Source organism: Gammaproteobacteria bacterium, assembly GCA_029882975.1.
Classification (GTDB): domain Bacteria; phylum Pseudomonadota; class Gammaproteobacteria; order SZUA-152; family SZUA-152; genus JAJDNG01.
Map to the genome: position 1 here is coordinate 39,943 of JAOUJW010000005.1, position 23,592 is coordinate 63,534.

A 23,592-nucleotide genomic window follows, 5' to 3' on the forward strand; every position below is an offset into this window, starting at 1 on the left:
GTAAGTAGCCTGGTACAATTCTAAAGGTGGAAAACACGCAGGTCAATGAAAACAATTGAGTTAAGTAACGGGCCGTAGGGCGATGTGGTTAAAATATAACCAAAATGGGGTGTTGATTCAGTTTACCGCAACCGCAAAGACGGGACACGGTGGCCCCGGCTCGGTCTGCGGTTGTATATTGTGTTTGCGTGGTATCGCTTTATTGCTTTACGGTAATCAATTTGGGCTTCACGTTCAACTTTCGCCCCAGTTTCACGGCTTCCAGGACGGCTTCGGATTCAGTCAAGAGTTTTCGACTGGACAAGATCTCATACCCTTGTGTGGTTTTAATTAGCGTTGTAGAGGGATTGTTCTTTTTTAGACGTTTTGCTTCATTTATGGCGGCGTTCTTGTCTGCAAAGCTGCCGATACTAATGCCAAATGCCGGTTTTTCTCTTTGGATGGATATTCGGAAATCTTCACGTTCTTGTAACGGAAATTTCTCGTCCTTGGCTTGAGCGGTTCCTATGGGATTGAGCTGGAATCGAAAAGAAACTCCAGGGTTGGGCGAGGGTTCTTCTTCCAAGGGGACGATGGTCATATCGTCCACCGTGTGTATGGCGATTTCATTGTTTTCTCGAATGGCTGTAGATAGCTCTTTGTTTTGAGCAAAAATGGAATTGGCTTCCTGCGATTCTACCGCCGTATTAAACGAACCGGCCAACAAACCGGGAATGGCCAAGGCTGCAAAAAAAGTTTCTTTGGGTGGTTTGGGTGTTTTGTATTCAAAAATAACAACCAGAGCGCCTATAAAAAGAGCAAAACTTAAAACTGCTCCAAGATAATGTAAAGGGAGGTAGGTAAAGCTCTGATTGGCATCCGTGGCATATGAAATCAGTCTGGGGATGGCGATGGCGGCAACGCCGGCTACTGCGCCTATGCAAAATTTCGCCGCGGCAGAGGTGATTTCCACTGTTTGGTTTTCAGAACTCATGGCATTGTTTCCTGTTCTATCTGTGAATTCCGGGATTTCGCGGTACGGCTGAAACCGCTGTGATATAGTGCGGCACTAACTGGCGCCTAATAGTTTTATAGCATAACATATCAAAAATTTCTTCCCGGTTTCACGGGGGTAAGGTTGAGATAACGCGGTCTCAGATTTTTACTTGTATGAATAGTTTTGACTTTTTGTTTTCCCATTATCACTGGATACCGATACGTGCCTGTCCCGGGCGATATGTATTTGCCCAAGGGGTCGTTTCATACACGGTAGACGATTTGACGGTAAATCTACCGGAACCCGTACAGGTTCGGGAACAAATCTTTCCACTGGCTAAAGATAGAGTGGCATTTTGCTTTTTTGATGGTGGTGGTTTGATCTCTTATAAAAAGGAACAAGGCTGGCTGCATACTCTGTGTGATACTGAAGGTATGCGTCGAAAAATGAAGATGCTGCAAAAATAATACAAATATTTTCTGCTCCCTGGTTTATTCAGGGAGTGGGCTTGAACGAACCTCAGTGTGCAGAGTTTTTCTTTAGTTCTTCCAGAATTTTAATCAGCACCGCTTTTTTCGATTTCAGGCCATCGCGAAATTCCTGACGGTCGGTATCAGCAATTTCCATGCGTAAATCGGACAAATAGCTGGTTAAAACGTCCTGCAGCACTTCGGTATCTTGTTTGTTGAGGTCTAGTTCCATAAACATATACCCTATATACCAATTCTAGCTCACAATTATGGTTTTGCCGATTTAAGCGCCAAGCGGTGTTTGTACAAAAGGGGTTCGGTGTAACCATTGGGTTGATCGACACCTTTAAAAATCAAATCACAGGCGGCCTGGAATGCCCTGCTGTTATCAAAATCCGGAGCCATACTGCGGTAATCGGAATCTTTGGCATTCTGTTGATCAACTTTTAGCGCCATGCGTTTTAGTGTGTCCATCACGTGCTGCTCAGTACATATTCCGTGTAGCAACCAGTTGGCGATGTGCTGGCTGGAAATGCGCAGGGTGGCGCGATCCTCCATCAGACCCACGTTACGGATATCCGGAACTTTGGAGCAGCCCACACCCTGATTAATCCAACGAACCACATAGCCTAATATTCCCTGGCAATTGTTATCCAATTCATGCTGTATCGTATCCTCTGACAGGAAAGCGGCAAGGTCCTGATCCAATAACGGGATTTCCAGCATGTTATCCGGGTTACAGCGCTGCCGTTGTAATAGCTGCTGTTGTTTTTTTAGTACGTTTACCCGGTGATAGTGTAAGGCATGCAATACGGCAGCTGTGGGTGAAGGAACCCACGCCGTGTTGGCGCCGGCTAAGGGATGACTGACTTTGCGTTCCACCATATTTTTCATTTCGTCAGGCATGGGCCACATACCCTTGCCGATTTCCGCTTTCCCTACAAAACCACAGCGAAGTCCAATGTCTACATTGCTGTCTTCATAGGCTTTGATCCATGTGCTGTCTTTCATCGCGGTCTTGTCGATCATAGGACCCGCAAACATGCTGGTATGGATTTCATCGCCGGTGCGGTCCAAGAATCCGGTATTGATAAATACCACACGATCTTTTGCGGCTCGAATACATTCCTTGAGATTGAGAGAGGTTCGACGTTCTTCGTCCATAATCCCAAGTTTAATGGTATAGCGGGGAAGCTTGAAAATGTCTTCGACAAAGTCAAAGACCTCGCAGGTAAAACGCACCTCATCTGCGCCGTGCATTTTGGGTTTGACGATATAGATACTCCCACTTCTGGAGTTTTTATAAGCTCCTTTGTTTTTGATATCATGCAAACCGATAACACCGCTCATCATGGCGTCGAGTAAGCCTTCCGGAATTTCCTCACCCTCTGCATCCAGTACCGCGTTATTGGTCATGAGATGGCCCACGTTGCGCAGCAACAACAGGCTGCGACCGGGCAAAGTAAAGGTTTGGTCTTTCGGGGACAGATAAGTGCGATCCGGGTTGAGGTGTCGAGTGATGCTTTTTCCCTGCTTATTGAATGTGTCGATCAAATCTCCCTTCATTAAACCCAGCCAGTTTCTATATGCTAAGGTTTTGTCTTCTGCATCCACCGCGGCTACGGAGTCTTCCAGATCTTGTATGGTGGTTACAGCGGCTTCTAACACTATATCTTTGACACCGGCCGGATGGGTTTTACCGATGGGGTGTGAGCGGTCCAACAGCAATTCTATGTGTAAGTCGTTATTACAGAGTAAAATTAATTCCGGATTATTGGGTTCACCACGATAACCTGTCAATTTCTCCGGTTCCCGCAGACCGGTGCTGGTATCGTCTTGTAGTTTTGCCACTAATACCCGATTCTGGATCGCGTATTGACATACTTGGGCGTGTGAACCACGGCTCAAAGCCACGCTGTTATCCAAAAACCGTTGGGTGTATTCAACAACACGGGCACCTCGGATCGGGTTGTATTTTCCCCCCCGGTCTGCACCCCCTTCTTCCGGGATGACATTGCTTCCGTAAAGCGAGTCGTAGAGGCTGCCCCAGCGGGCATTGGTGGCGTTAAGGGCGTAGCGGGCATTGGTGACGGGTACAACCAACTGCGGTGCAGCAATAGAACTGATTTCCCGATCTACGTGATCCGTATTAATGGAAAAGTCGTCTCCTTCAGCCAACAAATAGCCGATGTCCAGAAGGAATTGTTTATAGACAATAGCATTGTGAGTTTGCCCACCGTTTTGGCGGTGCCAGTTGTCTATTTTCTGTTGCAATTGATCTCGGAATGCTAAAAGTTCGCGGTTTCTGGGGCCGAAGCGAATGACGCATTGCTCCAGAGCCTGCCAAAAGGTTTCCTTGCTGATGTCGGTACCGGGTAGGATCTCAGATATCACTAGATCGTGTAAGACCTGAGCAACTTGCAAATTACTGACCGTGATTCGTTGGACCATAAGGGAGGACTCCTTGCAGAATCAAAACCCGATCACGTTCTCATCCGTAGACCAGGCGTGGTAGCCACAAAACCACTTCCGGAAAAATAATACAAATGGCCAAACCCACCGCCTGCAAACACAAAAACGGCAGCGAAGAGCGATAGATCTGTCCCATGGTCACTTCAGGTGGGGCCACGCTCTTTAGATAAAACAAGGCATAGCCAAAGGGCGGGCTGATAAATGACATCTGCATATTGACCATATAGACCACGCCAAACCATAATGCCAGATCTTCGGGAGCAACGCCGGGCATTCCAAACACGCCGTCGAAAGTAAACGTTTTCATCAACGGTATAAAAATAGGGACCGCTAATAAAAGTATACCAACCCAATCGAGAAACATGCCCAAAATGACCAAAATAACCATCATCAAAACCAAAACGCCATAAGGCCCTAATCCGGTACCGGCGATGGAGGCATTGACAAATTCCTGACCACCATTAACAACGTAAAAACCCACAAACAGGGTGGCGCCGAATATGATCCACAACACCATTCCGGTTACCCGTAGGGTGGTCATGGCTGCGGAGCGAACGTTTTCCAAAGATAAGCGCCGGTGCATGGATGCCACTACAATAGCGCCAAAGGTTCCCACCCCGGCAGCTTCCACCGGCGTAGCAATGCCGGCGAAAATAATGCCAAGAACCAGGATCACCAGAATAATCGGTGCGAACATCTTGTTCAGAAGTCGAATTTTTTCCCGCGTGCTGACTCTTTCCTCCAGTGGCAGTGCCGGACCGGCTTCGGGTTTGAAATAGGTAACAACCGCAATATACAAAATGTATAAGCCCGAAAGTATGAGCCCCGGAACAACAGCGCCGATGAACAGCTCGCCCACAGATTGTTGTGCTATAACCGCAAACAAAATCGCAAGAATGGAAGGAGGGATGAGAATACCTAAAGTGCCCCCGGCCAAAATGGAACCACAGGCGATGGTGGGGTGATAATGGCGCCGGATCATGGCGGGCAGCGCTATCATACCCATGGTAACTTCCGTAGCGCCGATCACGCCGCACATGGCCGCCAGCAAGGTTGAGGCAATAATGGTGGAGATGGCAAGGCCACCGCGCAGGCCTCCCAATATTTTGTAGACCATATCGTACAGTTCTTCGATGATTCCGGCTCGCTCCAGCATGGAGGCCATAAAAATAAACAGCGGTATGGCGGATAGCTGGTAATTGGTCATGAGGGGGAAGATGCGCGAAGGCAATATATTCAGCATGGCCGCATCGCCGAACAGGAAAAGAAAAACGCAGGCCAAGCCACCGGTGACAAAGGCCAAAGGCAGACCGGCCATGAGCAGGATCAGCAAGCTGCCGAACATGAGCAGAGTGAGCCAGGCGATGTCGATTTCCCAGCCCATCAGCTCTCCGATCGCAGGGAGCCGTCTTGAACGGCCTGTGGGTTTATCAGTATGGCGATATCTTTCATGAGCTGGGACAGTCCCTGCAAAATAAGCAATGCCGCACCCAATGGCAGGGCGAATTTAATGGGCCAGTACTGAATCGCCCATTCGGTAAAAGACACTTCGCTGACACTGTACGAATCGTGGAAAAATATCCATCCGGTGCCTAACAGCGCAAACATGAAAATAAAGAAAAACACGGAGGTTAAAATGTCGGAGATGGCTTTCCAGCGGACACTCATGTAGTTATACAGTACGTCGACACGGACATGGCCGCCTTCGCGCAATACAAAGCCACCGGCAATAAGGTACTGCATGCCAAACATGAGAAACATGCTTTCATGGGCCCAATTGGTGGGTGAGTTAAACACATAGCGGGCTATGACTTCGTAGTAATACACAAATACGGCGATAACAGACCAATAGGCGACGAATTCCCCCGCCAAACCATTGAGGCGGGAGGTAAAGCGGTAAAAAGCATTGGGTTCGCGGGCATCGTCGTATTCGGATTCTACGGCGGGGCAATGGAAACCTTCCGTGGGAGCGGTTTCTTGTTCACGGCGTTGTTTTACCAGTAGCGGTAAAAGGAATGCATCCACGATTAGAAACAAGAGTATGGCTGCACCGAGCAGGTTGGCAACCAGATTCCAGTTATCACTGGATTCTTGCGCTTGTTTTAGAAGCGGTTGCGCCTGTTGCAGTTGTTCTTGAGCGTGGGCTAGCTTCGCTTCGGCATTGCGGCGTCCTTTTTGAACGGCTTTTTCCGCCCGTTGTAATTTGAGTTCCGCCAGTTGAATATCATTGAGAGCGGAGGAAAGATCGTTGCGCGCTTGACGCACCTCTACATTCACAGCCAGCACGCTGCAGAACAGAGTGACGAATACTAAAGTTAAAATACTTTTCAGATATAAACGGTGAACACCGATGAAACCACCGGTCAATAACAGGAAGTAGGCTAAAGGTAAGGAGAGAGTAACATTTGTGTCTGACGGTTTGGCTTTTCGGAACAAAACCATTGCCGTCAGTGGAAACAGCACTAACCCGGCCCAGTATAACCAATGAGGTAATACAAAATTTATTTCAGGCATCTGTGGCTGATCTCGAAGCCGCCGTGCCGGGAAGCACCGCCTTTTGAGCGGTGCTTCCGTAATTATTAAGGCTCAGCATTGTGTTTGTAGTTTACGCGTTGCTATAGTTTGAGTTTATGTCCTTTAATCATTGCTTTGTCCGCGTAACCCAAAGATCCGGACATCATATAATCCAGTTGGATTTTAAACGCCTTCGCCGCGTATTTGTCTTTGTTGGCCCATTTGAACCATAAGGGCACTGCCAGTTGAGTGAAGGCCCCTACGTCATCTTCGGAAAGACGGGTGATTTCCGTGCCGGCTTCGGTAAATTTTTTCCATGCTTGTTGGTCTGCGGCCTGAATTGCGGCGTGATGCATATCGGAATACACATGTACTTCCATTTCCACGAATTTTTTCATGGCTTTGGAAAGTTTTTTCCATGATTTTTGCGATACGGTGAGGTCCATAAGATCCACCGGTTGGTAAATAGACATGAATCCGGGAGGTCCCATGGATATGTATTTGGTGACTTGATGAAAACCCAGGGCATGATTGATCGCCGGGCCTACATAGTCGGCCACATCAATGGTGCCTTTCTCCAGCGCCGGGAAGATTTCTGAACCGGGCAACAAGGTGGTTTTGGCTCCTGCGGCCTGAAAGACTTCCGCTACCATACCGCCGGGCAAACGCATTTTCCTGCCCTTGAAATCGTCAATAGAACGGATGGGCACTTTGGAGTGAATAATGTTGGGGCCATGATGTACCGGGCCTACGTAATGCAGTCCCATTTTACCAAAAGCTTCCTGGGCCAACTCCAAGCCCCCCAAGCCGTAATAGAAAACATCCCATTCATGAGGATTGCGCAGCCCCAAGGGATAAGAACTCAGGAATACAGCGGCAGGCATACGTCCGGCCCAGTATAGGGTAAAGGGATTCATTGCATCCAAAACGCCGTTTTTAACGGCGTCGAACAACTGAAATTCACCCACCACATCTTTGGCGCCGAAAGGTTTAAAAGCCAATTCACCACCGGTTTTTTCCTTGATACTGTTACACCAGTTCTTAAAGACTTCCAGACCGATACCGCCGGGCCAGGATGTTTGAATTTTCCAGGTGGTGGTTTTGGCCGCTTCGGCGTTACCGATAAACGGTGCTGCTGTTATGGCGGTAGCACCTATGGCAGCGGCTTTGAGAAAACTGCGTCGCTGTTTGTCGGTTTTATCAGGTTTGCTGCTGGATTTTTCTGTCATGGCTTACCTCTCACGGAGTTGGCGGGTTGTTATTCGCGTCCGTACAGCTTGTATCCCGGAATATGAGATATCTCCAACTAAGTTGTGACTGAAACCGTCTAACTTAAGTAGAGATTACTTATTATTTATAGACCATAACCCCAGTTAATCCTATTAAGACCGTTAAGAAGTTGTATTTTTTGATATTTTGCTTGAGCTGGGGCAAGTATCAGACTTTGGGTGTGACCTATTTGGAATTGCTTATAACAACTTCCCTATAATCCTTGAGCTTTTTCTATATCGAATGGTTCGGATTTGTGTTGGTTGGATCTGGATTCTGCGTCTGTAACCGGGTTCTCTTGGATTGGAGTCTCCGGTTCGGATGCTTCGCTCGAATGGGTTTGCATTGCGACAGGTTTCAGGTCTGTTGCAATGGTGGCATGGCCTTCCACCCTGGGGCGAAAACGTAAGCTGTCTCCCTTTTTAATACCGTTAAGCCCGGCCGCAGCGACGTCATGAGGAAAAAACATAATGGTGCTTTTTTCAAACGCCGGGTCGTTTACGGTCAACCAGCCAATCCGATCCGGATTATAATGACTGACGCTGCCGACAAATTCGAAGTTAGCGTCAGAGCCTTCCAGCACTAAGCTGCCAGTGTTCTTTATGGCCTTAATAGCGGTTTCAAAGGCCGCGCGTTTGGGGTCGTCTTTTTGTACCATGATATACAACATGTGCTTGGCCCGGGTGCAGGCGACATACACCAAGCTGGACATGATGGGATTATCCAAGGGTAAATTGTATTCACTGAGATTGAGCAATACGGCAATGGGTGTTTCAAGGCCCTTAAAACCACTGATAGTGGATAAATTGATCTTTGCTGTGGACTTAGCGGCTCCTTTTTTATCGTTGGCTTTTTTCTCACTACTCTGGTCAGAACTTAGCAACCGAAATCCATAACGAGCCACTTGGTCCGTAGGTTTAAGCACCGATTCCGGCGTTTTTGGATTCCGTGCCGATAGTACGGTGACATCGTCTGTGGCAACTTCCTCTTCCCGAAACAATTTTCGAAACAAGCGTCCCAGTTTACCGCGACAATCCTGGGCATCGTCATACACGACAAGCTCCGGAATATAGCCTAGACGCCCGCAATGACTTTGCATGACTTGGGTGCCGGTACGAAAACTGCGTGCAAAACCGGCGATTTCCCGAGTGGTGCGGTAGTTGTACACTAAGGGGTAATAGGGGGGTGAAATTGGTAGTACCTGTTCGGGGACAAAGCCGCGATCTGCGCTACCGGCACCGAAAATCCCTTGGCTACGGTCAAAAAACACCAGAAAATGACTGTCTTCTGATTTTAGCACTGCTTCTAAGGCTTCCCACCAAAACGGTTGTACATCCTGAGCCTCATCGCAAATGAGTACATCATAGCGCGTTGAGGACGCGGAAATTGCCTTGATTAAACGATCCGGTGCTTCGTATTGAGACCAGTCGTCACGTTCACCCTCATAGTCTGACGGTGCTTTTAGTAAGTGAACTCCAAATCGTTCGCCCAGTTCGATATAGGTGCTGACCTCGACATCAGCGCCGGCTTCGCTTTTGAGATATTCGTTTAATAGAGGATTAGAAGAGAGCATAAGCACGCGCTTGCCCTGACTGCGAAATTGTCGTGCCAACAATAATGCAATTAGTGTTTTCCCCGTGCCGGCTTCCCCTTCAACGGCCAAACGATTCGAGGCCGATATGGGCTGGACCAGCGTCTCTTGAATCACTTCAATATCTTTCACACGCAAGTCGTGACTGCTAAGGTAGTCTTTAAGAAACAATTTACTGGTGAAATCTTTACCCCAAAGAATGCCGTGCAGATCCTCAGCAACATCGTCGAACTTTAAGTATTGTTCCGGGTGTTCCTGATTCACAATATTTTTCAACGCGCCGGCCAAGGAGGCCATTTTTTGTCTGCCGATAATGATCTCCGGAACAATGGAAGCAGACTCTACAAACTCGCTTTCGTGTACGGATGGAAATGCTACCGCATGACTGACCGGTAATTTAATATTGCGATTACGCAATACCCGCCAGAACCGGCTTTTCCACACCAAGGCTTGTTGAAACGGGTCTTTAATTTCAAAACTCTCGTCATAACGGTTTATGGAATAAAATTTTCCATTTTTGCCATGACGAATACGCCCACCTTTGACTTCAATCACCACTACGCCATAGGCTCGGTGGTATAAGACAAAATCGATTTCATTGTCTGTTAAACCACTGTTTCGGTCTATGGTGGATAAGGTTCGGGAATAATAAACTGTCCAAGCGTCGTTTAAACTTTTTCTACAAGCGTCGTAAAAAGATTCTTCTGCCCGACTGGCAAAAATTACACGGGTATGGTCAGTGTCCGGGAACATTTTTGCCATGAGGAACGCCTCGCGATATGTGTTGCTGCGCTGGATACGGTGTTTGTGCTTAACTTGGAGATTTGATCATTTTTAATCCATATACTATCGGACAAAAGAGCTCAAAAAAATGTGTTTTGTATCACAAACGGGGAAAGGGTAAAATGTAGATTAGGCCGGTGAACAGGTCGCTTGTATTACGCTGCTTCTATCCGTTGGTTGGAAGCGCCTTTCAAAACTGCTATGGATTGTCCGGTGCAGGAAATTTTTTACCCCAACCGATCCGTCAATATGGAACATATCATGAATCAAAGTATCGAAGGTTTTTTCTACGGATTATATATGGATTCCGATCTGTTACGGAGCTTGGGGTTTAGTCCCGGTCTTGCACGTATGGCGGTGGTACACAATTATGAGTTGGATCTGCACGGCTTTGCCAAATTAGTACCTAAGCAGGGTGGCGAGGCCTGGGGCATGCTGATTCAGTTACCGGAGTCGCATCTCCGGGCCATGTACGCTTTCGAAACCACCAAACACTATAAACCAGAGCGCATCACTGTTGTTTGCATTGAATCCGGGCAAGAGGTTGAGGCTACCTGTTACAATGTACCTGTTCAGCCGGAGTTTCCGCTTAATAAGGAATATCGGGAAAAACTCGTACAAGCAATGAAAAAACTCGGATTTCCGCAAAAAGCAACGGAATATGTTTGTTCTCTGTCATGACACTATGTCAGCATAAGCCTGTGGCATCGCACAGTAAAATTCTCGGTTACAGCTGACTGACAATAGTCGGATCTTTGATTTTATCGTCATCCATCAGCAAAAAAGCCTTAGAGAGCACGATAGACAAACCGGTGTCGCCCTCGAAGGGTAAGTATAGCTGGTCTATTTTTGTATCCTTGCCGCGGCCGGGTACTATACACAAATAACGATCGTTGGGGGCAATAAGAATGTTACCGCTGCCAATGTGAATTTTGTATGTATTTTTCTTGCCTTTCACGATGAGGAATTTACCGTCAATATGGGCAACATTGCGTATTTTTAGTCGTGGTAACAACCGCTCCAAGACGGATTTTCGAGTCTTCGCCACTTCAGACAGGTCACCAAAGGAATAGCTGTGCCAGTAGTCCCTATAGTCTTGGCGGCCTTGAGGTCCGCCATCCTGCCATTCCGGGTCATTGCCCACGCTGGCTACGCCAACAAATAAATCCACATCACGCATTATCTCAGAGAACGCCATGGGAGGAACATCTACCAATGGTACTGCGTTTCTATCTTCATCCACAAAACGCACTTGATCTGTCGCAACATAACTCCAGATTCCATTGTCGTAGTAATTATCACTGGTATTGGTTAACTCGTTAATCCAAAATTCTGCGCTGAGTTTGTATTCTGATAAAACTTTAGAAGCAATCGAATCACCACCACCGTCGAAATATCCCATCAAGGCGTATTTCCAGCCCCGTATGGATGCCAAGGAACCAAACTGATGCTGTTTAATTAAGTGAGCAGCCATGCGGTTCGAATAAACTCGGGTGTTAATTTCCGCATCCGTCAATATGTAGATTTCGCGGTAGGCTTGCTTTATGGGTTGTTTGATTTGCAACTGTTCCAGGCGCTCACGCCAGGCTAACACTGTTTCTGCTGTGGTGTCGATAGGATGCCAAAGACGAATTTCCGCTTCATCTGGTACCTGTATGACTTCTCCCTGTTCATTTTGCCATTCGTCATTTACATAGAGTGCGGCTTGTTTGTCAAGGTTCCAAATGAGTTTGCGAGCGATTTGACTGACCAGTCCGTGGTGCAAATAGTATTTTTGAAAATCGTCCATATTTAAACTTAAATTCTCTACATACAGACGATCAATGCGATCCCGTTGAGTGGAACTGTCTTGTTTTACTTGCTTGGCTATGTCCTTTATTTTTTTTAATTTATCAGACAAGCTGGTTTTGCTTTTAACAAAAGCAGGTACGGTTTTCTGTATGCTACCATCAGGTTTAATCCACTGAAACTCTGTTTTACCAACAGTGGATAGTTTCAGTACCAGTTGATAGTCGTCGAAAGAATCACTACGTTCACCCAGAGTCAGTCCATATTCCGGGACTGCCATTTGTTCGATTTGTGCCGGTTTAATGCCGCGTTTGCTCGCTTGTTCTTCAATATATTTGTGAATAAGTTTTCTAGTATTGTTCTGACGGATTTTGAGTTTTAGTCGCGTCAAGTGAGCGATGCCCTCCAATCCAATGGAGTTAGCCAGAGTGTATAAGCAAGCATTGCCTATAGCTGTCGCAGTTGGGCCGAAACCCGGTACTTTCTTAAAACATTTTTCACTTAGTTTCACAATGGTATGAAGGGTTTCCCTATCATGAAAACGACTCAGGGACCACACCAGACCTTTGATTAAATTATTGCTGTAACTTTCGACAAATTCCGGTACCGAATAGTAATCGTTAAACACCGATTCAATTTCGAATTCTGTCGCCGTCTGCAGCAAGGAATTGGTGACTTGCTTAAATTTGTCGATACCAATGGTATCAATGTGAGAATTAGCGCTTTTTAAGAATTTTTGGCTGGGTCTGCCCGCACCGGCTGATGCCAAATGGTTAAACAAGGCGTTCCAACGATCCTGTTCTTGCGTATCCAATGATTGCAGTTTATTTTTTAACAGCGCACCGAAGCGACCGTTACCCGGTTCGTAGGGAGGGACTTGGTGTTCAGAGTCACCGCGACTAAACAGCAGTTGCTGCAACTTCGTGGTCCATCTGGCTATATCGATGCCATAATCAACCTTCTTACCTATGTAGGATTGAACCACCGGGTTCTCCAGGATGGCTTCTATGTCTGCTTGAAGTTCTTTGTTTAGTTCTTTGGATTTAACATGTTTTTCAATTTGGGTCACCAGACCACCAAAGGGACGGTCTTGCAGATTGTAGTGTTTGGGTGACTTACCCGTAGCTTCATATAAATGGTGGAATAGACCGTGAAAGGAATAATTGTCAGGGAAATCAAATTTGGTGCGGATGAATGTATCCAATACGCTGGTCAATATGGAGTACTGTTGATAGCTGTGCGAGCCGTAGTCAGAACCTTTGATGTGGCACGTATTGACGGTCTTGATTAAATATTCCAATGCCTCAAGTTTGGCGTAACCTTTAAGATTTTTTAATTGTTCGTAAGCGCTGCAGTCCTTCAGTGCGATTTTGGAGTGGGGGTAAAAGTAATTGTTATTATTACGGACAAACGCCTCGATGTCACCAAGGAGTTGTTCCAATTCAGAATTGGGTGCAACAGTCGTGGTGCTTTGAGATAGGACTCGATTCAACATGGCTAACCCCCAACTAAGGGAGTGAGTTTGACAAAACTAATGACGGTGTTTTCCTTAATCGGTACAATTTGCTCCAGTGCCTCCGCTTGAAAATCGTCCACCAGCATGAAAAAGCCATTGCTCTCAAAAGCTTTTAATGCAACCTCAACCTGTTTTTCAGCATCGATGTGACGTATGCGTTTTCCATTAAGTCGAACTTCTTCGTCTTTTGGTTTTACCAGCGCGTTCTGGACTTGATCTGCTTTTTGATTGTACAAAATGACTTCTCGGTATACTCGTTCGACAATAATATCTTTTACGGTGACTTCCACTTTGTCGAATTTCAACTCCAATTCGTGGAATATCTGCCCGGTTGCGTTTTCATCGCGAATTTTCAGGATATTGCCGTGAAGCATGGATCACCCCTATATTGAGTCGGTTTATAAAAACCAGTATCGGTCTTACGACTGAAATATTTAGCGGTCAGTAAGCGGGGAGAAATGATAAACTAAATTAATTACAGTAACTTACAGTATAGTCTTAAACATAGATATTAATAAATAGAGCAACTAATAGGATTAAAAATAACTATTCCTGTTAGCCGTATAAGTCAATACATCCCAATCCAAGATTTAAGATCTCATTACAAAACACGCCAAGGCTTTCGGGTCTTATGTTCTTTAATATGTTTTAGGTGTATGAACCCAAACGCATCCGTCGAGATTCAAAAAAACACAGGTGGCAATCTAATCCATTTGTATTAATGAATTTGTGCAACTGGCAAATCAATTAACTGACTAGCTATAATATGCAGCTCAATAAAAAAGTTATCGCATTACTACTCGGAGAAATTATGAAAAACTATGTCTATGGACTGATAGGTTTAATTTGTGTAACACCGGTTACCTTGCTGGCAGACGATGATGATCGAGAAATATGTACAGGCAGTGCCCCCCCCATTCTTAACGTTGCCGACTTTAATGGTGATGGGGTGGTCTCCGATGCAGATATTGTCATTATTAGAAAGGTGATTGAAAAAGAAAACTATTACGCTTTTTATGATTTGAATGCAGATGGGCGACTCAATCGACAAGATATCCTTAAAGCTAAACAGGACTTGGGTTTGCGCAGTCAACCAACTGAACGTTTTTTAGCCTATATGTTTCACCGCAACAAACAATACCAACTAATCGACACTGCGGAAGAACTGAGTGCAACGGGTTTTGCTGCAATTACTCCGGCATTGTCTGGGCATGGAGAGCACTGGGATGACTTTATACAGGATGGTGAGGCGGACATTTGGAACCCGGATGGGGTAAATTATTCCGCAGAGAGCCATACGGTCAAAGGGATGTACTGGAATAAGTCAGCGATTCCCGTGTTTGAACAAGGCGCCACTGATTACCCTACACCCGGTGGACAGTGGCAGTCTCAACGTGTGGTGGGATTTGCCGATCATCCTCCAAGGTTTACCGGATCTCCTGATGAAAAATGGCATACCCATGCAGGATTATGCATTACAGCAGAAGGTACATTCGAAAATCCGGTAATTAGTTTGAATCAACATACCACTTTTGAAGAATGCCAAAGTCTACCCAGTATTTACAAAGATCCCAATACCAATTTGAATCCTTGGTTTAATATTTGGATGCTGCATGCCTGGATGTTTGATTTAAATCCCAATGGCGTGTTTGCCGGCACACACCCATGTGCAGATCCCAATGCTCCTTCGGAGTCCAGTATTAACGGTGATCGCCCGGTACCCTCGTTTTTTCAACAGCATCATTAATAGCGGTTGGATGGTTTTGGTATGGATGCTAGGTTTTAGATATGGAGTCAACTGAAAATCTGTTTGGTGGAATACGCAAAAAGACGCTATTCCGCCCTACGGTTGGTATCACATTGGTTGGTATCACAATGGGGGCGGAATAGTTTACGTATTCCGCCAAGCAGAGTTTCTGATGTGCACGGCTTTCAATGATTGCACGTGTTAGCAATTATGGAGTAAGTTTAGAGTCTGTTTGGTGGAATACGCAAAAAGACGCTATTCCACCCTACGGATTTGGAAACGCATTGGAGTAGGCGGAATAGTTTACGTATTCCGCCGTTCAGAGTGTCTTATGTACACGGGTTTCAATGATTGCACGTGAGCAAATATAGAGCACGCTGAAAGCCTGTTTGGTGGAATACGCAAAAAGCCGCTATTCCACAATTATCTCCGTATCATACCCCAGCACAAACAAATCAAGCAGTGACAGTTGAGTTCGATTGCCTGCATCATCTTGAATTTCCACCGCGGTGATATTCCAGGTGCCCAATTCGAGCATGGTGCTGAGCGGGGATGTGCTAATAATGGTATCGCTTTGTAAGGGCTGGGAGCTGCTAAAGTCGCCCCAGGCGCTCATTACTTGGCCCGATGGGCCGGTGATGTCCACCCGTACTTTGCTGATACCGGATATGTCGTCGGCTACTGAAAGTGCAAAACTCATAACAGCGCTTCCCGAGCCCGCTGTGACATTTTTCGTGACTACCGAAAAGTAGGACACAGTAGGCGCTAAGGTGTCGCTCAAGGGGTTGGTCACTTGCAACGTGGTGTTCAAGTCCGTTTGTTGGTATTGCACACTATTACCCGCCGCGTCTACCAACATGACGGACAATACCGACCACTGTCCTTGTTCCAGATGTTGGCTCAAGGTGCCTGTAGACAAGGTCAATACAGCGGTGGTGGTTGGATTGCTTAGCGTAGTAGACGCTGTCACTATGGTTCCGGACGCGCTGATAAAGTCCACTCGAGCTGAACTGATTCCGGAGCTGTTATCACTCACATCCAGGTTCAACATCATTTTATCATCGGCCGTACCCGGATAGACGATGGGGCTTAATACCGTTAAGCTGATCAGCACCGGTGCGCTTGTGTCACTGTTGCTATTGATGACGTTGACCGCAGTGGCGTAGCCGGCCTGGGTAAAATCATCCTGGTTTAGGTCCAAACGATTTCCGGCTTCATCGAACAACGTCATCGCATACACCTGCCATGTACCTTGTTCAGAATAAGATGACAGATCCTGGGTGCTGAGCCTGGCACCGGTAATCAAGGGGAAGTTTGTGAAGGAAACCGAACTGGTCACAAAAGTGCCGGATGGGCTGACCAGTGTCAGTCGGGCTCGTTTGATACCGGAGGCATTGTCCATCAGGGTAATATCGAAACTGATGGGTGCGGTTCCATTGCTAACATCAACCGTATCCGTGAGTATGTTAAAGCCAATCAGGCGGGGTTTAATACCATCGGATAGAGGATTAAAACATTGCTGCAGCACATATTGAGGAACAGAATTGACATCTGTGGGATCCGATCCGTACCACAATTCCATATGATCCGTAATACTGTCCGCGTCATCGTCGTCGGTAAACAGAACGCCCATTTGTGTTGCATCGAGGCCAAAGGGTGTAGAAGTCGGGTTATTGATATCGGTGGAGAAGGCGGTTTCAACAAAATTTACATAGCCGTCGCCATCGGTGTCACTGCGTGGTTCGATTCCGCCAGTACCACAGGCTTGCTCTGTACTGATAATGTGTACCAGAATCTGCGCCTCGCTGAAAGCCTCCGTGTCGCTGACTTTAACCGTAACGTAGTCTTGTCCCAGGATGCCGTTTAATGGGATATAAGTATATGCCCCAGTGGTGGCATTGATATTGATGGAGCCAAGGCTGCCATTTCGTGAGACGGTATAGTTCAAGTTGTCATTATCTGCATCGGTTACAGATAATACCCCGTTGTAGGCAACACTTTGGAATACGAAAATTTCCGTCGTGTGTACTGTGGGCGGCGTATTTTGCGCATTGATGGTTAGATCCACAACCGCTATGTTGGAATCACTGAGGCCATCGTTTACTTTAAAACTGAAACTATCTGCACCTAAACTGTCACTATTTGGCCAGTAGATAAATTTTCCGGTGGCGTTGTCTATAATATTTACCTGGCCTTTTGTGGAGGCTGTGACGATTTCGTACACCAAAGCATCGTCGTTGGGGTCCGAAGCGGACAGCACTCCACTAAAGGATTTCCCGGATTTAACAGCATAGGTATCACTTAATGCTACCGGTGCACCATTTGCTGCAGTGTTGTTGAAAATGATGGAGCAATTGGTAGAGGTGCTGATACCATCAGAAACCGCAAACAGGAAGAAGTCTTGACCCAGAGCAGTGGCTGTGTAGGTGAATACTCCGGTTTGTGTATTAATACTTACTCTGCCTTTACCGGATTTTTGAGCAAGTATATAGCTCATGGTATTGCCTTCAGGGTCGACAGCACTTAAGAAACCGCTGCGTGGTTCGCCCAGTACCGCAGCATAGGTATCCGCTGATGTACATTGGGGAGAAGTATTGGCGGCAACCTCAACCGTATCGTTGAATCCTTCTGCTTCTATATCCGTGGCCACAACGGTACTGAATGCACTGTTGTCCTTTTTCACTAATAAATTCTTAAAGGTCCAGACCCCGGGTTCCAAAGGCTGGCTGGGGGTATAAACGTTCTGTTTCATTAGAATGGGATAACCGGTTTCGGGTACGAAGGAATGGAAACCCACCACCTGCCCACTGGGGCCTTCCAGTGTTAGTATTACTTCATTTACCGAAGCAATCGCTTTGGTAAGTGTTACTTCAGCCTCAATGGGCACAAAGGTATCATAAGCGCTGACTATGGGAGTCAAAATCGTAAAGTTAATCAGGGCTGTGTCCGGTACTACATTTACCGTGACAGTGTACTCTTGTGAGACGCTGTTGCCATCGCTGACTTGATAGAAGAAGCTGTCGGAGCCTATGAAGTTTGTGTCAGGTACATATTCAAAAGAGGTACCACTCATAACCGAGATGGTACCGTTCACAGCGCCATGCGCTGTGGCACCGATGGGTTCTTTGTCGGCGTCAGAGGCCTTAAAGTTGCCTAAATAGGAAGTGTTTTCAACTACTGTGATCTCCATATGTTCACCCAGTGTGGGATCAGGGTTGGGCACAATATGGACATAAACAGTCACTGTATCCGATTCAGAATAGCCGTCATCAACTTTAAAAGTAAAACTATCTTCACCAAATTCATTTGCTCTCGGTGTAAAAGTAAATTCTCCGGTTGCGTTGTTGGTAAATATCACGCTGCCTTTTTGAGGACTATCTACCACTATGAACTTTAATGGGTCTGATTCGATATCGTATGCTTCAAAGTAGCTGGAATACGGGGTGTCTTCCAATGTAACGATACTGCCACCGTATGCGAATGGTGTATTGTTGTGAATACCAAACATCCCGTTGTTACGTATTTCAAATCGGGTTACAAAACCGAGTGCAGCCAGTTGTTGTGTATTCCAAATTGCCGTATTTCCGCTGCTGTCTGTAATGCTCAATTGCAGGTACTCACAAAAACCCGGCAAGGTGCTCTGCGGAAATGTCGCGCTGTTTAGCCTGGTGCTTACTGTTAAGGGAAGATCCAACGTTCTTAAGGGTACTTCTATGATACTCCCGGACGGCAATTGTAGAGTTAAGTTGACCTCAGCAATACCGAAATCATCCGTAGCAGAAACAAACAAAGTAGCTTGTTCATTACCGGGGGTCACATCAACAACCGGTGTTAAAGTGTCTAATTGCAAAAGTTGTGGAGGGGTAGTGTCCAGTGGGGCACCGATTACAGTAATGTCAGTGGGAAAACCTTGAGATTGGAGATCCAGGGTATTCCATACCTGTTCATTTTTGGCATGGTCGGCCAGTTTTAGTTCCGATACTGTCCATATTCCGGTTTCGCTGTGGACTGGGAAAATATTGGTGCTCAAAGTGATATCCAGGTTGGGCAATTGGTCAGCGCGAGTTTCCTGTGCCCAGCGATAGTTCTTACCGCTGGGACTGCGTATTGTGACAGACAAGAGTTGCAAGCCGGAGACATTGTCACTGACGTTTAGCTGAACTTGAGCCACCGCATCACCGGGTGTCACATCTACATTAGGAGTCAGGATGGCGAATGCGTTTAGCGTGGGAGCAACAACATCTGCGTTTACATTCGTTACTGTTATCGATGCCGGGTAATTCAATGCCAACAAATCTTCTCTGCTCAGGGATAACGGATTACCCAGGACATCGATGATTTTAATTTCTGCGACTGTCCAAACACCGTCGTCTGCATAGCGACTGAAAACCTCGCTATCGAATTGGGTATACAGGACTAGAGGTTGCGAAGCCGCACTATAGTCAGCTTTTACCGTTTGCCCATTGGGACTGCGCAGGCTCACTTGTACAGTTTTTACACCGACGGCGTTATCGATGACAGACAAGGCAAAACGTGCCTTGGCGGTGCCACCGGAGGCGTCGATAGTCGGTGTGAGGATACTAAAGGCAAATAGTGCCGGGGGTACACTATCCAATAACGGCGTTAGGCAATTGGGAACGCCGTTCAAGGTGGATAAACTGGGTTTGGAATTTGCATCCTTAAGATTCGTCATTAACCACAGTTCGTGAATATCCACATAGGCATCGCTGTCGTCATCATCAGCATAGGATACGCCGTAGCTGTTCGCGTCAGCACCAAAGGGTGTGGATAAGGGGTCAACCGCAGATGTACCAAAATCGGCTTCGATAAAATCGGCATATCCGTCACCATCGGTATCCCGGCGCATATTGCCCGGGCCTGCACAGGACACGGAAGCAGGGATAATGTTAATTTGTACGGTAGCGACAGCGGAGTCCTTGTCGCCATCGTTAACCTTATAGGTAAAATAGTCATTACCTTTGGTATTGAATCTTGGTGTATAACTGTAGTGACCGGAGTTGTCCGGGTTGAACGTTACAGCACCCAAGCGAGGTGGAGATACCAGATGGTAAGTCAACGGTTGATTTTCAACATCTTCTGCCGGCGCCACACCACCGTAGGTAACGTTTTCGAAAACAACGATTGCATCGTCCTGAGCAAGTGGAGCCGAATTTGCAGGAAGTACGGTAATTTGCACAGTAGCCGCATTGGACTGCAATAGACCATCGCTTGCGGTGAAGCCAAAACTATCGGTTCCCAATTCACCATTGGGTGTGTAAGTAAACACGCCGGTGTCGCTGTCAATTACCAACGTACCCTTAGTCGGCTGGGCAGCAGCCAAATAGGCTAAAACGTCCAAGTCTACATCGACGGCATCTAACTGCCCGGATAAAACCTCATCAGTATTGACACTGTGGCTGGATCCGGTTGCCACAGGCGGATCGTTTACCGGTGTAATATTAATGTTGACCGGTGCGGTGTTGGATTCAACCAAACCATCATATACCACAAAGAAAAACTGATCTGTTCCATTTTTGTTTGCATGGGGAGTGTATACGAAGGATCCCGTTTGGGTGTTGGTAATGAGCACATCTCCTTTTTCCGGAACGGTGGCTAGTCTGAATTCCAATTCATCATCATCGGGGTCGCTTCCACCTAATACGCCGCTAACAGCGTTATCTTCCAAGGTATTCAATGTACCAACATAAAATGCCAGTGGGTAGTCGTTGGTTCCAGTGATGGTTACTGTCACGGTGCCCGCTACGGAGTCTTCATAGCCATCGTGGGAAACAACGGTAAAACGATCCTGGCCGAAAGCGTTGTTGTTTGGTGTATAGGAAAAAGCACCGGTATCAGGATTGGTTATGACCGCTGTGCCCAAAGATCCGTTGCCCAAAATACGAAAAGTTAAGGAGTGACCGTCTGCATCGGTTCCAATCAACTCACCGCTTACCGGCGTGTCTTCGTTTGTACTCAAGTTCAAATTGCTTACTTCCGGCACACTGTTTTTCCAGCCTATGGTAAGTACCACTTTGCCCGTATTGGAGTTACCAAAACCGTCATTGGCTCGGTATGTAAAACTGTCTATATAGCCCGTTTCCACATTGTCATCGACACTTCCATTTGATTCAATGAGTACATCAACACAGGCTGTGCTGGTGTTGGCGCTTTGACCGATCGAACCTACCACACAAACTTGGTGTAATCCCGCGGTTGTTCCCGTATAGCTTGCCGAGGTTATATCATTACTGTCCCCAACGGCTCCACCTTGCCATTGGTAACCGCTGAACTGAGAGGCGTGGATGCTATTGCTGGTAGTTAAATGGATTACTTCACCGAGAGATGCCGTATAGCGATCGGCACACAGTTTGATGACAGGTACTTCCATACCACCGTTCTGATTATTGACCGGAGATGATGGTTTATAGCGACACCCTTTGATTCCGCCGGGAATATACGTATATTGTCCCGTTGTGCTGTCCATGGTAATACCGCCGCTTTTTGTGCTACTCAACAACTCATAAGTGATACTATCTCCGTCGTTATCCATACCTACTACATTGGCGGTCATGATTTCATTAAGAAGATTGGCTTCCACGTGATCGCTGACTGCGGGAAGCTGATTTTCTACTGTTACGGTGAGTTGATCCGTGCTACTGACTCCATTGGCACTGACCACTAGTTGTACGGAATATTGACCAATGGTGCCGGAGTTAAAATAGCTCACCGATGCCTCAGGATAAAGGAGGGTTGCGTTAGTGCTGCTCCACAAATATTGCAATAGACTACTGTCGGTGATGTAGCTGCGACTTCCATCCAGCATTGTGGAAGTATTACGAAAAGTCACCAAATCCTCACCGGCAATGGCTACCGGAACACCGGGTACGCGAACTTGAATATCGATTTCGGTGCTGTGGCTTAGGCTGCCTTTTTGTGCGGATAACTGAATGCGATAATCTCCCGCGGTGTTCGTGTTGAAAACGGTCTCTGCACCATTGCTGTCTTGAATTGTAGCGTTGGCACCTGAGGGTGTAGACAATATGGTCCATTCAAGCTGGTCGACAGCGGAACCGTCGGTGGAGATGCTGCCACTCAGTAATTGGGTACTTGCCCATCCGGCGTCCAGTACGATAACCGCGGGCTGTGCTTCTGCTATGGAGACGGGCAGGACATCAAATACTTCGACACTAATCCTGTCCATGACTTCGTCATTGACGGTCAATGTTAAGGCATAGCTGCCGGAAACTGCCGGTGCGGTCCAAATCGTTGTCTCAGCACTTGTATTGTCAAACTGACCCGGCCCACTCCAACGGTATCTATTGGCTCCTATGCTTGTGGAACCGGATACTCTGAGTTGATTGTTCGTGCCAATACGTTTTTCGCTGCTCCGTGCGATAGCAATGACCTGCTCCTTAACGGCTAAACGCACACAATCAGTGCTGCTGTTACTACTATTTTCTATTTCACCGGTTGCGCAAACCAGATAAGAGCCGATTTCCGGTTTAGAAAATGTGGCTGCACTGTTAATGCTGCTGGTACCCAGCCACGTATACGCAAAGAACTGTGCAGGGTTGACACTGTTTATGGTGGATAGTTGCGCCAATTCTTGTGGAAATAACATGTATTTATCGGCTTCCAGAACCAAAACCGGTTCGGTGTTCTCAACAATGGAACTGATATGGTTGAAGACACGGTCTCTGACTTCCGTAAATGTGTCGGGTTGGGTCAGAGCCTGTTGAGTGTTTTTGCGAATGTAGGTAACCGCCGTGTTACTACCCTGATATTGTATGGCCAGTTTTGCCAGTTCTACTAAGGTTTGTTCATCCGCGAGACTCAAGTCATCAAGTTGATCCACCAGGATGTCGATTGTTTGTTGGGTTACAGTTTCTACAGAGTAGTTGTCGCTGTGACTGGTACCAAGTGCACGGTTTAAGGCCGGTGCATCTACTCCGGCAACGGCACCGGCCAACAAAGGAGTAATTAAATCGGTTCGGGTTTTAGGTATGTGATGATAGTTTTCCAGCGCAACCACACCGGCTTCGGAGACGGCATTTATATCTACGCCGGGATTGATTTGTCGTGCATTTAGCGAATCCAACCTGCGTTTGGATTTGAGTAGAACAAAGGTATCGGCAGCTCCCGGCGTAGCTGCGGAAACCACTCGATAGCTGTTGGCAAGCAATAGTAAATTACCCGAGGGCAGGGTATCTAGACGGAGTTCATATTCACCGTTATCATCAACCAGCACGCCTTTACAGTGATCGCCGGCTCGGGTTTGACCGGGATCCGGGCAATTCGTTGCAGCGTTGCTGGGTGTCAGAAGTTGGCCTGACTGATCATAGACGTAAACAAATGTTTGTGCGAGTAAGGGTGAGCAGCTTAGTGAGGAAAGTAAAAATAATAGGTGAAGGGTATATTTTGTAATAGCGTGTTTTTTGTAGGAGCCGAGATTTAACAATATCACAA

The 23,592-nt window shown here is 46.8% G+C and carries 13 protein-coding genes; 3 read left to right on the forward strand and 10 right to left on the reverse strand.

The genetic code is table 11. The annotated features are described in order from the left end of the window. Positions 1-199: 199 nt before the first annotated feature. Positions 200-973, reverse strand: a complete 774-nt coding sequence (locus OEY58_05305) for a hypothetical protein (protein ID MDH5324861.1) — start codon at positions 971-973, stop codon at positions 200-202. Between the two features lie 176 nt (positions 974-1,149). On the opposite strand from OEY58_05305, the gene OEY58_05310 reads away from it, so the two are divergent. Beyond that, positions 1,150-1,443, forward strand: a complete 294-nt coding sequence (locus OEY58_05310) for a hypothetical protein (GenBank protein MDH5324862.1) — start codon at positions 1,150-1,152, stop codon at positions 1,441-1,443. A gap of 52 nt (positions 1,444-1,495) precedes the next feature. Here the strand turns inward: OEY58_05310 and OEY58_05315 are convergent, their stop codons facing one another. From OEY58_05315 to OEY58_05340, 6 genes are all read right to left on the reverse strand, one after another. Then, complete coding sequence (locus OEY58_05315) at positions 1,496-1,678, reverse strand: hypothetical protein (GenBank protein ID MDH5324863.1); 183 nt, start codon at positions 1,676-1,678, stop codon at positions 1,496-1,498. Positions 1,679-1,713: 35 nt separating this feature from the next. Next, positions 1,714-3,897, reverse strand: a complete 2,184-nt coding sequence (locus OEY58_05320; GenBank protein MDH5324864.1) for a malate synthase G — start codon at positions 3,895-3,897, stop codon at positions 1,714-1,716. A 40-nt stretch (positions 3,898-3,937) separates the two neighbouring features. After that, on the reverse strand, positions 3,938-5,302 hold the full coding sequence (locus tag OEY58_05325; protein MDH5324865.1) for a TRAP transporter large permease subunit: 1,365 nt from the start codon (positions 5,300-5,302) through the stop codon (positions 3,938-3,940). Continuing rightward, entirely contained in the window at positions 5,302-6,432 is a 1,131-nt protein-coding gene (locus OEY58_05330) for a TRAP transporter small permease subunit (GenBank protein MDH5324866.1), read from the reverse strand. The genes OEY58_05325 and OEY58_05330 overlap by 1 nt, the downstream gene beginning before the upstream one ends. Positions 6,433-6,533: 101 nt before the next feature. Then, positions 6,534-7,661 (reverse strand): TRAP transporter substrate-binding protein DctP, encoded by a 1,128-nt coding sequence (gene dctP / locus OEY58_05335; protein ID MDH5324867.1) that lies wholly within the window; start codon positions 7,659-7,661, stop codon positions 6,534-6,536. Positions 7,662-7,915: 254 nt separating this feature from the next. Then, positions 7,916-10,054, reverse strand: coding sequence for an NERD domain-containing protein (locus OEY58_05340; GenBank protein MDH5324868.1), 2,139 nt, complete (start codon positions 10,052-10,054; stop codon positions 7,916-7,918). A gap of 282 nt (positions 10,055-10,336) precedes the next feature. On the opposite strand from OEY58_05340, the gene OEY58_05345 reads away from it, so the two are divergent. After that, positions 10,337-10,756 (forward strand): gamma-glutamylcyclotransferase, encoded by a 420-nt coding sequence (locus OEY58_05345; protein ID MDH5324869.1) that lies wholly within the window; start codon positions 10,337-10,339, stop codon positions 10,754-10,756. A gap of 46 nt (positions 10,757-10,802) precedes the next feature. On the opposite strand, the gene OEY58_05350 is transcribed toward OEY58_05345, so the two are convergent. Both OEY58_05350 and OEY58_05355 read right to left on the reverse strand, forming a co-directional pair. Next, positions 10,803-13,358, reverse strand: a complete 2,556-nt coding sequence (locus tag OEY58_05350; protein ID MDH5324870.1) for a DUF4132 domain-containing protein — start codon at positions 13,356-13,358, stop codon at positions 10,803-10,805. A 2-nt stretch (positions 13,359-13,360) separates the two neighbouring features. Further along, on the reverse strand, positions 13,361-13,753 hold the full coding sequence (locus OEY58_05355) for a hypothetical protein (protein ID MDH5324871.1): 393 nt from the start codon (positions 13,751-13,753) through the stop codon (positions 13,361-13,363). 437 nt (positions 13,754-14,190) lie between these two features. Here OEY58_05355 and OEY58_05360 point away from each other — a divergent pair, with 437 nt between their 5' ends. After that, positions 14,191-15,126 carry a dockerin type I domain-containing protein gene (locus OEY58_05360; GenBank protein MDH5324872.1) on the forward strand — a complete coding sequence of 312 codons (936 nt, stop codon included), beginning with the start codon at positions 14,191-14,193 and terminating at the stop codon, positions 15,124-15,126. Positions 15,127-15,538: 412 nt separating this feature from the next. Here OEY58_05360 and OEY58_05365 read toward each other — a convergent pair whose 3' ends face one another. Further along, entirely contained in the window at positions 15,539-23,590 is an 8,052-nt protein-coding gene (locus OEY58_05365; protein ID MDH5324873.1) for an Ig-like domain-containing protein, read from the reverse strand. Positions 23,591-23,592: the final 2 nt, after the last annotated feature.